Consider the following 15,252-nt stretch of genomic DNA (forward strand, 5'->3'; position numbering starts at 1 on the left):
CGGTGGGCGGGTCAGGGTGAGGGCCCGGCGCAGGCCTGATAGACGTTCATGTCGGTGAACAGCCCCACCGCCGAAGCCATGTCCAGACGAACCGTATCGAAGCTTTGGTCGCTGTCCACATACAGGAACTGTTGTGGGCTGCCCGGCCAACCGATCAGGTGCAGGCTGATCAGGCTGCTGGCCTTGTTGGAGGCGACCAGCTTGCCGTCATTCAGCAGGGCGACGGTAAACTGGTTCAACAGCCCGGCACTGAGCAGGGCGCCTGCGCTGGGGTTGAGAACAAAGCCGGCACGGTTCTGGCCATGGAAGGTCTGGCCGCTGTCCACATTCAGTCGGGCGCCGCCGAGCAGGCCCAGTGTCACATGCATCTGGGCGGCAGTGGCTTCATTGCCGTCAATGGCTTTGCCAGTGTTGAAAACGCCGCAGCCGATACAGATCAGACCGAAGTCTCCGCCCTGCGCCGAGGCAGCAGGGGCCATTAGCGGTGACAACCCGCTCCCGAAGCTGCCGCTGCAGGTGAACTGGGTGTCGCAGGCGTCACCGTTGCCATCGTCGTCGGTATCTGTCTGGCTGGCGTTGGGCGTAGCGGGGCAGTTGTCATTGCCGTTATCGACGCCGTCGCCATCGCTGTCGCTATCGCAACTGTCGCCTGCACCATCATTGTCGGCATCGGCCTGATCCGGATTGTGCACCAGTGGGCAGTTGTCGGCTCCATCATCGTGGCCGTCACCATCACTGTCGGTGCTGCTGTCGCAGGCATCGCCGATGCCATCGGTGTCGCCATCTTCCTGACCTGGATTGGCCTGTAACGGGCAATTGTCGCTGTCGTCATCGACGCCATCGTTGTCGTTGTCTGTGTCGCAGCTGTCACCGGTACCGTCGCTGTCCACATCCGACTGGTTGGCGTTGGCGATCCACGGGCAGTTGTCGGCGCTGTTTTCCACGCCGTCGTCGTCCTGATCGTTGTCACAGAGGTCGCCCAGTCCGTCGCTGTCCGTGTCGTGCTGGTCTGCGTTGGCAATCAGGGGGCAGTTGTCGCTTTCGTCAGGGGTGCCATCCGCGTCACTGTCGTCGTCACAGGCATTCCCCAAACCGTCACTGTCGGTATCCAGCTGATCCGCGTTACTGGTTAGCGGGCAGTTATCCGTATCGTTGTCGATACCGTCGTTGTCGTTGTCAGTGTCGCAAACGTCACCGCTGCCATCGTTGTCGTTGTCCGCCTGATCCGCATTGGACACCTGAGGGCAGTTATCGGAGTCGTCACCCAGGCCATCATTATCGCTGTCGGTCAGGGTGTCGCAGGCATCGCCGCTGCCATCACCATCAGTATCCAGCTGGGTTGGATTGCTGATGGCGGGGCAGTTGTCGTCGCCGTCGGCAATGCCGTCATCGTCGCTGTCATCGTCACAGGCATCACCGAGACCATCACTGTCGGTATCGGTCTGTGAGGCATTGGGCAGGGCCGGACAGTTGTCCGCGCCATTATCGACGCCATCGCCATCACTATCGTCATCGCAGGTATCGCCGAGGCCGTCGCTGTCAGCATCGGCCTGGCTCGCATTGGCGATGGCCGGACAATTGTCGGTGTCGTTGTTGAAGCCATCGCCGTCGCGGTCGTCGTCACAGGCGTCACCGTTGCCGTCGTGATCGGTGTCAGTCTGATCAGCGTTGGCGACAAGTGGACAATTGTCCAGGGTGTTATCGGTGCCGTCGCCATCACTGTCGGTATCACAGCTATCGCCTTGACCATCGCTATCGATATCGGCCTGGTCAGCATTGGCCAGCAACGGACAATTGTCTGTGTTGTCGGGGATACCATCGCCATCAGCGTCGGTATCACATTGGTTGCCTATCCCGTCGCCATCCAGGTCTGCCTGGTTGACATTGCTGACCATCGGGCAGTTGTCGGCGTCATCATCTATGCCATCGCCGTCACTGTCAGTGTTGGCGTCACAGGCGTCGCCGAGGCCATCGCTGTCAGTGTCCAGCTGGGAAGGATTGGCAATGAGAGGGCAGTTATCGCCCAGATCCGGGACACCGTCCTGGTCGTCGTCGGCATCACATACATTGCCCTGACTATCCAGATCGGTGTCGGTCTGATCGGCATTCGCCACTAGCGGGCAGTTATCCTGATCATCACTGACGCCATCGTCATCGGTGTCGCTGTCACACACATCGCCCAGCCCGTCGTTGTCCAGGTCCTGCTGGTCAGGGTTACCTGTCAGTGGGCAATTGTCACTGCTGTTATCGACGCCATCACCGTCGCTGTCGTTGTCGCAGGCGTTGCCGTTACCGTCATTGTCGGTGTCCAGTTGGCTGGCATTGGCGACAGCAGGGCAGTTGTCGGTGCCGTCGTCGATGCCATCACCGTCGCTATCGGTGTTGGCGTCGCAGGCATCACCGGTGCCGTCCAGATCGCTATCAATCTGGTCAGGGTTGGCAATAGCCGGGCAGTTGTCTGTCAGGTCGGGAATGCCATCTCCATCCACATCGGTATCACAGATATCACCCAGCCCATCTCCGTCAATATCTTGTTGGACAGGATTGGCGATGCCGGGGCAATTATCGGTGTCGTTATCGTGACCATCGCCATCGATATCATTATCACAGGCGTTGCCGATGCCATCGTTATCGGTGTCCTGCTGGGTGGGGTTGCTGGCAAGAGGGCAGTTATCGACGGGATCCTGGATGCCGTCGTTGTCCTGATCATTGCTGTTGGCTGTCTGCAAGCCGTTGCTGTTGCGATTATCGCCCTCATCAGCATTACAGCCACTCAGGCCGAACACGGTGACTACCAGCAAGGGCAGTAGCAAGAAGCGTAGTGTCGTGGCCATGGTTATTCCCCCTGTTCCATAACGCGAAATTCAACGCGGCGATTCATGGCACGGCCTGAGGCGGTGCGGTTGTCGGCCACAGGCTCTGATTCCCCGTACCCTTTGGCGCTCAAACGGGCACCGTCAATGCCTTGCTGGATCAGGTATTGCCGGACGGCGCGGGCACGCTGATCGGACAAGGTCTGGTTGTAGGCCGCAGAACCGGTGTTGTCAGAATGCCCGGCAATTTCTATATGGATGTCGGTTTGGGATCGCAAGGCTTGCACCAGTGTGTCCAGCGGCTGGCGAGAACCTGGGCTGATACGGGCTGCGTTAAGTTCAAAATTGATGTTGTTGAAAGTGATGGTCTGGTTGACGATCATGCAGCCATTGGCGTCAACACGTGCGCCAGCAAGAGTGTTGGGGCATTGGTCGCGCTCATCACTTATGCCATCGTGATCGCTATCGAGAAACGGTTTCTCGACAATACGTTCCACTTCACGGGTTTGGTAAACTACGCGCTCGATGACGCGCACACGGGTGTAACCCAGCGGGACTTCAACGCCAACAGAAAAGCGCCAATCGCCATAATTACCCACAGATGCGCTTGGCGAAGAGTCTGATTGGCTATTGTCGTTATAGAGATAGCGTGCTTCGGCTCGCAGTTTGAGCCCATTTTGGAACAGCGGACCGCTGACGACACCGAGCCCGGCATTGGCATGGAAATGCGCACCATCATCGTCATCAGGGATAACGTCGCTGTACATGACGCCAATGGCACCGACAGCGAATGGGGTAAAACCCTTGCGATCACTGAAAGCATAGAGCAACCCGGTGGTCAGACCGGCCTGGTAAAAATCGGTGCTGCCGCTAACGCCTGATTCCAGATTGTAGCCGGCCAGTTCCGTTTCCCACCACACCCGAGGTTTCCACTGTCGGCCATACTGCAACCCCATGCCAATCCCGTTTCTGGCGATCTCCCTCTCGCGGTCCGGTACAAGGTAATGCAGCTGTGTGCTCAGATATTGACGTGGCTGTGCCTCCTCGATGATGTCCGTAGTCCCTTCCTGACCCCGGCTGTCTTCAGCCAGCATCGTTTGCGTTTCATCAGCATGCAGCATGGCTGGAAAGACAAGCGCCCCCCAAAGTGCTGATGCGGTAAAGAGAGGTTTGGAGCCTGTAAAGCAGAAAGCAAAGCCGTTTTGAAGAGAGGAGCGTGGTGCCGTCATATAACCTTCCCTAGTTATTTTGCGGCGAGGATTATGTGAATTAGTTCACGTTGCGTACATTGTCATAATGGGCAATTTTTTTGTTAATTTGGGCACTTCGGTGAGTAGGGTAATGGGATGTTCTAATGAATGTTTTTGCGGCCAGTACTATTGGTTTAGTGGCTGGTTAGCTAAAGGGATTAATTTGATAGAGACAGCCTAAGGTGAGTGCGAGTGCAGGAACTTCTAGTGGGCTGACGTTTCCAGGGACGCTGACCATTCAAGTAACTTCTCTTTGAGCTGCTCCAGGGTAACGGGTTTGGCAACATGGTCGTTCATGCCGCAGGCAAAGCACCGCTCGCGATGCTCAGTGGTGGCATGAGCCGTCAGAGCCACGACAGGAAGTGGGGGCCGAGAGCGTTGCTGTTCCAGACGGCGAAGAAGACGTGTGGTCTCGTATCCATCTAACCCCGGCATTTCACAGTCCATCAGGACCAGATCGGGTAGGGCATCGGCGTTTTGCAGCAGCTCCAGTGCTTCCTCTCCGCAACTTGCAAGGGTGACGGAGACGGAGAGTTTCTTTAGTAATGCGCCGATGACCATCTGATTCACGGCATTGTCCTCAACCACCAGGACGTTCATGCCCTCAGTACCGTACTGACCGGAGCGCTCTTGCGGCGAATCATTCTTGTTGCTACGTCGCAGGGGAACGGTCAGGGTGAATGTGGAGCCTTTGTCTTTCTTGCTGTTGGCTTCAAGGTTACCTTTCATAAGTTCAGCCAGTTGCCTAGAGATCGCCAGCCCGAGCCCTGTGCCTCCGTATTTCCGTGAGGTTGAACTGTCAGCCTGCTGGAAGGATTGAAAAAGACTGCCCAGTTCCTGCCTGTTCATGCCGATACCTTCATCGATAACCTGGCAACTGAGCAGTAATGTGTCTCGCTCCAGGCCATCTGCGGCACGGGCGCGCAGTGTTATGGTGCCGGCCTCCGTGAATTTGACCGCATTAGAGAGCAAATTGAGAAGGATTTGACGCAGCCGGGTAGGGTCGCCCTCAACCCATTCCGGCACCTGATCATCCCAGTCACTGATCAGCCGAAGGTCTTTATTTTCGGCATTGGCATGGAAGATCATCAGGCAGTCTTCCAACAGTCGGTGGAGGTTGAAGCTGCTGACTTCCAGCTGCAGTTTTCCTGAACTGATTTTGGAGAAATCGAGGATGTCGTTGATCACGTTAAGCAGACTTCCACCGGCGCTGTAGATGGTTTCCACATAGTTGCGCTGGGTAGCATCCATACGTGTGCCACGCAGAAGATCTGCCAAGCCCAATACCGCATTCATCGGGGTGCGAATTTCATGGCTCATTTTTGCCAGAAAGTCGCTCTTGGCATCGTTTTCGGCCTGGGCGCGAACGATTTCCTGTTGGCGTTGCAGGCTTTCGTTCTTCAACGTTCGCAGCCGGCCGGCCAATCCGAAGGATAACAATACCTGTTGCATGACCAGGCCGATTTGTACCCCGGTGACATTGAGCAGCCCCGGCAAGCTGATGGCTCCATAGGCGCCCAGCGCCAGTAACATCACCGTGACAAGGAACATGCTCCAAGCAAGCACAAAAATACGTGCTTCCGGGCGACCCTGGAACAGACTGAAGAGTCCGGACAGCAGTAATAAGGCGAGTGTTATCAAGGCGACCCCGCCCTGCATGGCGGCGACGGTGCCAGGGGGGGTCGATAGCAGGGCGATGATGATGCCCACATGAATGCAGGAGGTGGCCAGTAATAGACGGTCGAGCCACTGCCATTGGCGAGTGTGCAGATAATCTCGGGCAAACAATAGCCCGGAAAGCAGGGTCAGATAACCGAACATGTGATTGGCAGACTGAGGTACCACCCAGTCATCCATCCAAAGGCGATGAAGAATTCCTTGCAGGGTGGCTACATACAGGGTGGCGGAAGCAACATGCAAGACATAGAAACGACTGCTCTTTTCTTTGCCTCCGAGCCACAGCACGAGGTGATAGAACAATAGTCCCAGGGCGATGCCATAAAAGCCTCCCATCAGCCACTCATTGGTGCTTTGCTGTTCGATGAAGGGTTCCCTGCCAATCAGGCTGACGGGCACGGTCATGGCACTGGTAAGGGTGTGGATTCGCAGGTAAAGCGTTCGGGGAACCGCAGGTTGCAAGGTAAAAGGCAAGGTGAAGCTGCGAATTTTTACCGGACGCATGTTGAACGGCAGCGTGTCCCCCATTCGTGAAAATGACACCCCGTTTTCGTCCACGAGATAGAAATCCACCTGATCGAGGACGGCGTAATCCACCTGTAGCCAGAGGGCCAGCTCATCGTGCCCGGTATTCACAAAGCGAACCCGAAACCAGCAGGCATCCCTGCGGTAACCAAAATTGATCTGCTGGCGATTCACGGGTTGATAAGGGGCCTGACGGGCCTCGGCGAGGCTGGCAGTAGCGTTTCCGTCGCACCAGCTTTGCATTGACGGACCAAGTTGACGTGTTGAGACAGGATCCTGCAGGTTAAGGATGGTGATGCCCGCAGCGGAAGCAGGCATGGCCACCGTAAGTAGCAGGCCTATCGGCAGCAGCAACAGCAGCAGTGCTCTGACTGGCATCGGTCTCTCCCTGTGGCCTGTCAGTGTGGCGGCTGACGGCGCATCCCTGCTTTTTCTTATGTTCTCCATATTCGCGCAACTGGTCGATTGTGGCCAGTACAGAAACCACCAGTGGTACGACGGGAGTGGCCGCTGAGGCAGAACTCAGGGAGAGGCAGAGAAACAGAGGGCCGGGCAATGGGGAGGGTGTTAGTCGGGTAATCAAAGCAAAGGGGGAGTCTGTCGCTGCATGGACTCGGAAAAGAACCCGGACGGAACGGGGCAGGATCCGCCCGGGTGTTTCTTCTATGGCGACAATCAGCCTTCGGGGAGCGTGATGTTGAGCTCGAGAATCTCGCAACCGGATTCACGATCCAGCTGGATATTCACCGCGTCCTGGTCTACGGGGACATATTTGCGCACCACTTGCAGCAACTCTTCCTGTAACTGAGGCAGGTAGTCGGGGCCACCGCGGGTAGAGCGCTCGCGGGCAACGATGATCTGCAGGCGTTCCTTGGCCACTGAGGCCGAGGTCTGCTTCTTCGGCAACAGATAACTGAAAATACTCATGATCAGCCCCCAAACAGACGGCCGAACAGACCTTTCTTGTTAACGGTAGTGAAACGGTGCGGCAGCTGGTCGCCAAGGAATCGGGCGACGGCGTCACTGTAGGCCTGGCCTGCATCGGAGTCAGTGTCCAGAATCACCGGGCTGCCGGCATTGCTGGCATTGAGAACGGCCTGGGATTCAGGCACCACGCCGAGAAGTTCAATGGCCAGAATTTCCTGCACATCTTCTACTGACAGCATCTCCCCTTTTTCGACCCGTTCGGGTGAATAGCGGGTTAGCAGCAGCCGGGCAGGGATGTCCCCTTTGCCTTCCTCGGCATGGCGGGTCTTGCTGGCCAGAATACCGATCATGCGGTCAGAGTCGCGCACGCTGGAGACTTCGGGATTGGTCACTACCACCGCTTCGTCGGCAAAGTAGGCTGCCATCAGTGCACCCTTTTCGATACCAGCAGGGCTGTCGCAGATAATGTAGTCCATCTGCATATCTTCGCGCAGGGCACGGAAGACCCCTTCAACACCTTCCTGGGTCAGCGCATCCTTGTCACGGGTCTGGGAAGCAGGAAGGATGAACAGGTTGTCAACCTTCTTGTCCTTGATCAGTGCTTGCTTGATATTGGCATCGCCATTGATGACGTTGACCAGGTCGTAAACCACCCGGCGTTCGCAGCCCATGATCAGGTCCAGGTTACGCAGGCCCACATCAAAATCAATCACGGTTGTCTTGAAACCACGCAGGGCTAGCCCGGTTGCCAGTGCGGCGCTGGTGGTGGTTTTGCCGACGCCACCCTTGCCGGATGTCACGACCACGATCTTTGTCACGCTCTTCTCCTTCGCTGTCTTCCCTGAGCGCTATTTCAGCGCGGTAAAATGCATTGCCTCGCCCTGCAGGGACAGGTGCACAGGCTGGTTTCGGTGTGCATCGGGCAGGTCTTCGGCTACCCGATAGTGGCCAGCAATGGAAACCAGTTCGGCATTCAGTTGCTGGCAGAAAATCCGTGCGCTGCTGTCGCCACGTACCCCGGCAAGGGCGCGGCCGCGCAAGTTGCTGTATACGTGGATATTGCCTTCGGCCATGAGTTCCGCGCCGGTACTCACCGGAGCGAGAACAATCATGTCGCCACGGCTGTAGACTTGTTGACCGGAACGCACCGGTTGCTCGACCACCAGGGTTTCCACTCGCTCGGAGTGTTGGCTGGTATCCGCTGTGCTGGCGTCAGCGGCGGGCTCGGAGCGGCGGGGGACATCCCGCCCGCCGGCCAGACTGAGGGTGCCCAGACCGAGCGTGCTGGCGGTGTCGATGTCGATACGGTCTGTGCGCGCCAGTGCAACAAGGTTCACCCCCAGGTTACGCAGGGTGTCCACGGCGGGCATCAGATTCACATGGTCGATCTCGAGATCGCTGTGAATGTCGATCACCACCGGCGCTTCCTGAAGCCACTGGGCAGCGTCCTCAAGGCGTTGGCTGATTTCCTGGTGTAACTGGTTGGCATCCAGTGTGCGGAGCTGAAGGACCGTCATCATCAGCATGCGGCCCTTGAATTCAATTACCGATTTTTCTTCGACGACTGCTGTCATTCCTGACCTGTAGATCCTGGGGGCGAGGCGCGTTGTGCGCGGGCGAGGCCCGGTGGGGCAGAATTGGGCAAAGCCTAGACCAAAGCTGCGATCCGTAAAAGCGCCAAATGGGTGATATGAATGTTAAATCTTTCCGTCACGGGACTGACATGGAATGAATTGCTGGAAAAACCAGCAACTTGGCACATTGCAGGTGCTGTTGGCTTTTTGTGAAAGTGTGAGCTGGTTGGAATTTGAGCAATTCGGGTGGCAAGGGCGAGCTTGGTGTTGCGAAGGCCTTGCTGAGCGGGGGCTGGGCCCCGGCTTAAAACCCGCTTCTCGAGATTAGACGCTCATAGCGGAAAAAAAAGGCGGAGCAGCACAGTGCTCCGCCATCATGGGCTCTACATTATTGGCCGCTCTGCATGTACTTTCACCTTCTTCAGATTTTTGTCGAAGGCATCGGTGAGCAGGCAGTCATAGCGCATGGCGTCGTACTCATTGACCGCCTCAACCTGGTCCTCACTGATAATGCCTTTGCCGGCGGCATCGTTGAGTTTCTCGAGGACGCTATTACCGTCCAGTTGGCCCTTACCGTCCGCCTTGAGGAAAGCCAGCCAGGCCGGTTCCACTTCCAGCAGCTTGTTATAGGTGGCTTCCACACGACCAATGGCATCGTCCGGGTCACTGGGGATGTAAGCCGGTTGTGCCAACGCATCACGTACCGAGCTCGGAGACATGATCATCTCGCCAAGGGCGCGGATCTGCTCGTCACCCGGGGCCTGGGCCATGCAGGGCCGGCCAAACGGGAAGAACAGGCGTTTGAGTACATGGCCAACCCCATAGAACCCGAAGTTTCGGTAGAACGCTTCCAGTGAGTTGTGGGCGAGACTGAACGCACGACGCAAGGCGTATTGCGCGTGGGCATCATTGGCCTCGTCACGGGGCAGGGTAGCGTGGTATTTGAGGATGGCACAGGCGATCAGCAGCTGGCTGTGCACATCACCAAGGCGGGCGGACAGCAGCTCGCGGCGCTTTAGGTCCCCGCCCAGCAGGGCCAGTGCGACGTCCGAGGTGCTGGCCAGTACGGCGCTGTAACGGTTGATCAGTCGGTACCATGGGGCACTGAATGCATCGGCGTTGGCAGGAGCCTCAGAGAGGTAACCCCCCAGCAGCGCCTGGATTACGGCACTGCTCATGTTGCCCAGGGTATGGCCGGCGTGAGCGAAGAACAACGCATCAAATTCCTGCAGGCCTTGTTCCTTGTCTTCCGCCTGGATGGCCTGCAGCTCCTCGTACAGGTAGGGATGGCACCGCATCGCACCCTGGCCAAAGATCATCAGGGAGCGGGTCAGGATGTTGGCACCTTCTACAGTGATCGCAATGGGAGTCGATTGGTAGGGCAGCGCCAGAAAATTACGCGGCCCTAACTGGATGCCACGGCCACCTGCGATGTCCATGCCATGGTTGATCAGCTCCCGCATCATCTCGGTGGAGTGATATTTTGCCATGGCGGTGACCACCGACGGTGCTCCATCTTCCAGTGAGCGGGTCACGAGGTGACGGTAAGCCTCAAGGGTATAGGCAATGGCGGCCACCTCTGCAGAAGCTTCCTGTACCCCTTCGAATTCGCCAACAGCGGTGTTGAACTGGCGACGAATACGGCCAAATGCCCCTGTCATGCGGTAACCCATTTCACCACTGGCCGTGGCCAGCGCTGGCAGGGAAACACCGCGCCCGGCGCCAAGACACTCAATCAGCATACGCCAGCCTTTGCCGGCCATTTCCGGACCGCCGATGATGGCGTCGAGTGGCACGAAGACATCCTTGCCATTGATCGGCCCGTTCATGAACGGGGAGCCGGGGTAGTGACGGCGGCCGATTTCCACACCTTTGGTGTTGGCTGGGATCAGCGCACAAGTAATACCGAGTTCTTCTTCCTCTCCCAGCAAGTGTTCCGGGTCGTAGAGTTTGAAAGCGAGCCCGACCACCGTGGCGACCGGGGCCAGGGTAATCCAGCGTTTGGCGAAGTTCAGGCGCATGCCCAGTACTTCCTTGCCGTCGATCTTGCCCTTGCAGATCACCCCGGTATCGGGGATCGCACCAGCATCGGAACCGGCCTCCGGGCCGGTGAGGCCAAAGCAGGGGATTTCGTCACCCTTGGCCAGGCCCGGTAACCAACGGTCTTTCTGTTCATCTGTTCCGTACTCAGCCAGTAGCTCGCCGGGACCCAGGGAGTTGGGCACCATGGCCGTGACGGCGGCGGTCAGGGAGCGGGTGGCGATCTTGCTCATGATACGGCTCTGGGCATAGGGGCTAAATGCCTTGCCGCCGTACTCTTTCGGAATAATCAGGCTGAAGAAACCCTTGTGTTTGAGGAAGTCCCAGACCTCTTCAGGCAGATCTTTCAGTTCATGGAATATCTGCCATTCGTCCAGCATGTCACACAGTTGCTGGACCTCGTTATCGATGAAGGATTGTTCTTCATCTGTGAGGGGGGTGAAGTTGATGTGGGAAAACTTCTCCCAGTCCGGACGGCCGGAAAAAAGATCCGCTTCAAACCAGGTGGTCCCGGCTTCAATCGCCTCGCGTTCGGTGTCACCGATGGCGGGCATGACTTTGCCCAGTGCGTTATAAACCGGTTTGGAGATAAATTTCTGACGCAGGTCCACGTGGTTGATCACGGCCACGCCAGCGGCAAGCAGGATCAGAGAAAGGGGGTGGACAAGCCAGGGGGCGAGAAAAGCGCTTAATAACCAGACGACAACAAAAATTCCGCTGCCAACACCTCGGCTCACCTGTTGGTAGAACAGGGTCATGAGGGTGGCAATCAACACAACAATAGCCAGAAGGCTAAGCATGGTGGTCTCCTTTGCCTGAGTGAATACTATCCAGCGTACTCATTCGCCATGCAGACAACGTGAAGCCCCCAGCGGGCGACCGAAGCAGCTCCAATGGCGAACAATCAGTCTAACCCGTCGGGGCGGCAAGGTGCACAGCATTTAACCGGATTTTATTGGTTGATTACCTTACAATTGCGCGCAATTTACGGAATCTGGGAGTCTTTGCGTGCAGCAGAACAGCTACATCTTTGAAGCCACCGAACAGAACATTCAGCAAATCCTGGAGCAGTCGCGGCAGATACCGGTGATTGTCGATTTCTGGTCTGCTCGCAGTCAGCCCAGCCAGCAAATGGCACCGGTTCTGGATCGCCTGGTTAATGAATATCAAGGCAAGGTCCTGTTGGCGCGCATTAATGTGGATGAGCAGCCCATGCTCACCAGCCAGTTTGGCGTGCAATCCCTGCCCAGCCTGAAACTGGTGTTCCAGGGGCAGTTGGTCAATGAACTGGATGGCCCACAAACCGAAGCCGGGTTGCGAGAGTGGCTGGCTCCCATCGTTGATCCCGAGGCCGCCGAAGCGCAGCAGGAAGAGGGCTTTATCGAACAGGTGCGGATGGCTATTGAGGCTGGCCATGGCGAGCAGGCGGAAGCCGCTTTGCGGCAGACCTTGCAACAGACGCCGGACAAGCACGCCATTCGCGCGCTATTGGTGGAATACTTGCTGGGTCAAGGACAACTGGATGACGCTCAGTCAGTGTTAGCGGAAGTGACCGAGGATGCGGAGCCGCTACGTCCGTTCCGTGCCCGTTTTGCCTTGCTTGAAAAGCTGGAAGGGGCAGGGCAGAGCCTGAAGGATCTGGAGGCACGGATTGTGGATGCCCCGACTCCGGAGGATCTCTACGCCCACGGTTTGCAAGCCGCTGCCGCAGGTCAATTCAGGCCGGGACTGGAGTCACTGCTGGTGTTGCTGCGTGACCATCGTGACTACAAGGATGGTGTGGCCCGTCCCGCCTTGCTGGAAGTCTTCGAGTGTTTGCCCAAGGGTGACCCGCTGGCCAGCGAATACCGTCGCAAGATGTTCAATTACCTGTACTAGTCGTGTTTCTCTCAGGCGCAGCTGTCTCCGGCTGCGCCTGATATTGGTGCTTTGCCGATCCTCGCCGACTGTACTGTCTGTCCAGTGGCACCAAAATGCCCCCTCGGCTTCTCCCTCTTCTCTCTTTTTGTGCATCCATGTGGTGCGAAATATGATTTATTGCTCCGATAGTGTGCAGAATGAATCCTGTTTCCCTCTAAGTTATTGTTTTTCTGTTATCTGTTAAGTGGCCTGATTCTTGTATGCCCTTATGCGGTGCATATTTCCGGCACGGGTTTGTGTTGGTGCATTCACGTTGAGGATGGATGAGGATCAGGAGACAACCATGAAAATGCTGACTGCGGTAATCAAGCCGTTCAAGGCTGAGGAAGTGCGCGATGCGCTGGCGCAGGTGGGTGTTCAGGGGCTGACGATTACCGAGGTGAAGGGCTTCGGTCGTCAGAAGGGGCATACCGAGCTGTATCGAGGCGCCGAGTATGTGGTGGATTTCGTGCCAAAGGTAAAGCTGGAGCTGGCGGTACGTGAAGACCAGCTCGATCAGGCTATTGAGGCCATCATGAAGTCCGCCGGGACCGGCAAGATTGGGGACGGCAAGATCTTCGTGAGCGATCTTGAGCAGGTTATTCGTATTCGTACCGGGGAAACCGGTCAGGAAGCCATTTAAAGGGGAAGGACTGATGAAAAAACTGTTTGCTGTACTGTTAATGCTGCCTTCCCTGGCGATGGCGGAAGGCCTGGATACCGGCGATACCGCCTGGATCCTCACTGCTACCGCGCTGGTGTTGTTCATGACGTTGCCAGGTCTGAGCCTGTTCTATGGTGGTTTGGTGCGCAGCAAGAATGTGCTGTCGGTGCTGATGCAGTGTTTTGCGATTACCTGTGCCGTGTCATTGGTGTGGCTGATTGCCGGTTACTCTCTGGCCTTTTCCGATGGCGGCAGCATGAATGCCTGGATTGGCGGGCTGCAGCATGTGTTCTTCGACGGCATTACCCGCGACAGTCTGGAAGGGACTCTGCCAAAAAGCCTGCATGGTCTGTTTCAGATGACCTTTGCGATTATCACGCCCGCCTTGATCATCGGTGCCTTTGCCGAGCGCATGCGCTTTGGTCCCATGTTGGCGTTTTCGGTGCTGTGGTTGCTGGGTGTCTACATTCCGGTTTGTCACTGGGTGTGGGGCGGCGGCTGGCTGGCTCAGCTGGGGGTGTATGACTTTGCGGGCGGTATCGTTGTCCACATTACCGCCGGTGTGGCCGCACTGGTGGCGGCCAAGGTGCTGGGTAACCGCAAGGGCTTCCCGACCCAGGGCATGATGCCGCATAACATGACCATGACGGTGACGGGCGCAGGGATGCTGTGGGTCGGCTGGTTCGGCTTCAATGGGGGCTCTGCGGTTGCGGCCAATGGTGATGCCGCCATGGCCATGCTGGTAACACACATTTCCGCTGCTGCAGGCTCGCTGGCCTGGATCACCATGGAATGGAAGAAATTCGGCAAACCCTCCGCGCTCGGCATCGCCACCGGTATGGTTGCCGGGCTGGGTACGATTACCCCGGCCTCGGGTTTTGTAGGTCCGGCCGCGGCACTGGTGATTGGTCTTTCTGCTGGTGTGATCTGCTTCTATGCGGTGATTTTCATCAAACACAAACTCAAGATCGACGATTCTCTGGACGTCTTCCCGGTGCACGGGGTCGGTGGGATTCTCGGTACCTTGTTTGCCGGCGTGTTTGCGTCCACTGAACTGGGACTGTTCTCCGGGTACGGTTTTGCCAAGCCCGAGTACACCATGCTGGACCAGCTTGGTGTCCAGGCACTGGGCGTGGTGGCAACCTTCGTTTACACCGCGATCGTGACCTGGGTGTTGCTCAAGCTGGTTGGGCTGTTCTCGACGCTTCGTGTTGACGCGGATGAGGAAACCCAGGGGCTGGATATTGCCCTGCACGAGGAACGGGGTTACGACCTCTGATTCTGCCCCGTGGCAGACAGAAAAGACCCGGCCCTGCGCCGGGTTTTTTTGTCCCTATCAGAGCACAGAAGGGCTATTGCCACCCCCCGGGGCTTTGTATAAGGTACGGGTAAGTTTCGAACGCTCGTTTGAATTGGCTGCGTATAACCTGCCCTGTAACGAGATGGCGTCGAAGCCATAACGATAGTTAAGGAGAGATAAGAATGAGCCTGGAATTTCTGTCTGACGAGTGGTTTGCAAAAGTTAAGGAACTGCGTGACGGTGCTGGCAACGTTGAGGCCCCGGCTGCCCTGGCGGACCTGGTGATCAACATCACCGTGTCTGCTGACGGCGGTGACAAGGAGCTGGCCCTGGTGGGTGGCATGATCGAGGAAGGCCATCACGCTGATGCGCCGACCACCATGATTCTGCCGGCCGATCTGGCCAAGCGCATCTTCATCGAAGGTGACCAGTCTGCTGGCATGCAGGGCTTCATGAGCGGCCAGATTCGCATCGAAGGCGACATGAGCAAGCTGATGGCGCTGCAGACTGCTCAGCCGTCTGCGGATCAGGTTGCCCTGATGAAGCAGATCCAGGACGTGACTGCCTGATTCTTTCGGTAGTT

The 15,252-nt window shown here is 57.2% G+C and carries 11 protein-coding genes; 4 read left to right on the forward strand and 7 right to left on the reverse strand.

Going from position 1 to position 15,252, the window contains the following annotated elements; all coding sequences use genetic code 11:
- Positions 1 to 11: 11 nt before the first annotated feature.
- The 7 genes from D4A39_RS02895 to D4A39_RS02925 all read right to left on the reverse strand — a co-directional run bounded on the left by D4A39_RS02895 (position 12) and on the right by D4A39_RS02925 (position 11,606).
- On the reverse strand, positions 12 to 2,834 hold the full coding sequence (locus D4A39_RS02895) for a thrombospondin type 3 repeat-containing protein (protein WP_119917461.1): 2,823 nt from the start codon (positions 2,832 to 2,834) through the stop codon (positions 12 to 14).
- 2 nt (positions 2,835 to 2,836) lie between these two features.
- Positions 2,837 to 3,907 (reverse strand): OmpA family protein, encoded by a 1,071-nt coding sequence (locus D4A39_RS02900; protein ID WP_052017468.1) that lies wholly within the window; start codon positions 3,905 to 3,907, stop codon positions 2,837 to 2,839.
- Between the two features lie 360 nt (positions 3,908 to 4,267).
- Entirely contained in the window at positions 4,268 to 6,643 is a 2,376-nt protein-coding gene (locus D4A39_RS02905; protein WP_158586913.1) for a hybrid sensor histidine kinase/response regulator, read from the reverse strand.
- A gap of 297 nt (positions 6,644 to 6,940) precedes the next feature.
- On the reverse strand, positions 6,941 to 7,192 hold the full coding sequence (minE, locus tag D4A39_RS02910; protein ID WP_022984237.1) for a cell division topological specificity factor MinE: 252 nt from the start codon (positions 7,190 to 7,192) through the stop codon (positions 6,941 to 6,943).
- 2 nt (positions 7,193 to 7,194) lie between these two features.
- Positions 7,195 to 8,010, reverse strand: coding sequence for a septum site-determining protein MinD (minD, locus tag D4A39_RS02915; RefSeq protein WP_022984238.1), 816 nt, complete (start codon positions 8,008 to 8,010; stop codon positions 7,195 to 7,197).
- A gap of 30 nt (positions 8,011 to 8,040) precedes the next feature.
- Positions 8,041 to 8,766 (reverse strand): septum site-determining protein MinC, encoded by a 726-nt coding sequence (gene minC, locus D4A39_RS02920; RefSeq protein WP_119917463.1) that lies wholly within the window; start codon positions 8,764 to 8,766, stop codon positions 8,041 to 8,043.
- A gap of 383 nt (positions 8,767 to 9,149) precedes the next feature.
- The gene (locus D4A39_RS02925; protein ID WP_022984240.1) at positions 9,150 to 11,606 is read right to left on the reverse strand and encodes an acyl-CoA dehydrogenase; all 2,457 of its coding nucleotides are present in this window, start codon (positions 11,604 to 11,606) and stop codon (positions 9,150 to 9,152) included.
- Between the two features lie 208 nt (positions 11,607 to 11,814).
- Here D4A39_RS02925 and D4A39_RS02930 point away from each other — a divergent pair, with 208 nt between their 5' ends.
- The 4 genes from D4A39_RS02930 (at position 11,815) to D4A39_RS02945 (ending at position 15,238) form a co-directional block, all read left to right on the forward strand.
- Positions 11,815 to 12,684 carry a tetratricopeptide repeat protein gene (locus D4A39_RS02930; RefSeq protein ID WP_022984241.1) on the forward strand — a complete coding sequence of 290 codons (870 nt, stop codon included), beginning with the start codon at positions 11,815 to 11,817 and terminating at the stop codon, positions 12,682 to 12,684.
- A gap of 325 nt (positions 12,685 to 13,009) precedes the next feature.
- The gene (locus D4A39_RS02935; RefSeq protein ID WP_119917464.1) at positions 13,010 to 13,348 is read left to right on the forward strand and encodes a P-II family nitrogen regulator; all 339 of its coding nucleotides are present in this window, start codon (positions 13,010 to 13,012) and stop codon (positions 13,346 to 13,348) included.
- Positions 13,349 to 13,361: 13 nt separating this feature from the next.
- Complete coding sequence (locus tag D4A39_RS02940) at positions 13,362 to 14,648, forward strand: ammonium transporter (RefSeq protein ID WP_022984243.1); 1,287 nt, start codon at positions 13,362 to 13,364, stop codon at positions 14,646 to 14,648.
- Positions 14,649 to 14,851: 203 nt separating this feature from the next.
- Positions 14,852 to 15,238 carry an SCP2 sterol-binding domain-containing protein gene (locus D4A39_RS02945; protein ID WP_022984244.1) on the forward strand — a complete coding sequence of 129 codons (387 nt, stop codon included), beginning with the start codon at positions 14,852 to 14,854 and terminating at the stop codon, positions 15,236 to 15,238.
- Positions 15,239 to 15,252 lie beyond the last annotated feature (14 nt).

Source organism: Alcanivorax profundi (genome assembly GCF_003597125.1).
GTDB lineage: Bacteria > Pseudomonadota > Gammaproteobacteria > Pseudomonadales > Alcanivoracaceae > Alcanivorax > Alcanivorax profundi.

What these genes read in the sequence shown, in the direction of transcription:
- minE (WP_022984237.1), bottom strand. Translation starts at nt 7,192, where the DNA reads ATGAGTATTTTCAGTTATCTGTTGCCGAAGAAGCAGACCTCGGCCTCA.
- D4A39_RS02925 (WP_022984240.1), bottom strand. Translation starts at nt 11,606, where the DNA reads ATGCTTAGCCTTCTGGCTATTGTTGTGTTGATTGCCACCCTCATGACC.
- minC (WP_119917463.1), bottom strand. Translation starts at nt 8,766, where the DNA reads ATGACAGCAGTCGTCGAAGAAAAATCGGTAATTGAATTCAAGGGCCGC.
- D4A39_RS02895 (WP_119917461.1), bottom strand. Translation starts at nt 2,834, where the DNA reads ATGGCCACGACACTACGCTTCTTGCTACTGCCCTTGCTGGTAGTCACC.
- D4A39_RS02905 (WP_158586913.1), bottom strand. Translation starts at nt 6,643, where the DNA reads ATGCCAGTCAGAGCACTGCTGCTGTTGCTGCTGCCGATAGGCCTGCTA.
- D4A39_RS02900 (WP_052017468.1), bottom strand. Translation starts at nt 3,907, where the DNA reads ATGCTGGCTGAAGACAGCCGGGGTCAGGAAGGGACTACGGACATCATC.
- D4A39_RS02940 (WP_022984243.1), top strand. Translation starts at nt 13,362, where the DNA reads ATGAAAAAACTGTTTGCTGTACTGTTAATGCTGCCTTCCCTGGCGATG.
- D4A39_RS02935 (WP_119917464.1), top strand. Translation starts at nt 13,010, where the DNA reads ATGAAAATGCTGACTGCGGTAATCAAGCCGTTCAAGGCTGAGGAAGTG.
- D4A39_RS02945 (WP_022984244.1), top strand. Translation starts at nt 14,852, where the DNA reads ATGAGCCTGGAATTTCTGTCTGACGAGTGGTTTGCAAAAGTTAAGGAA.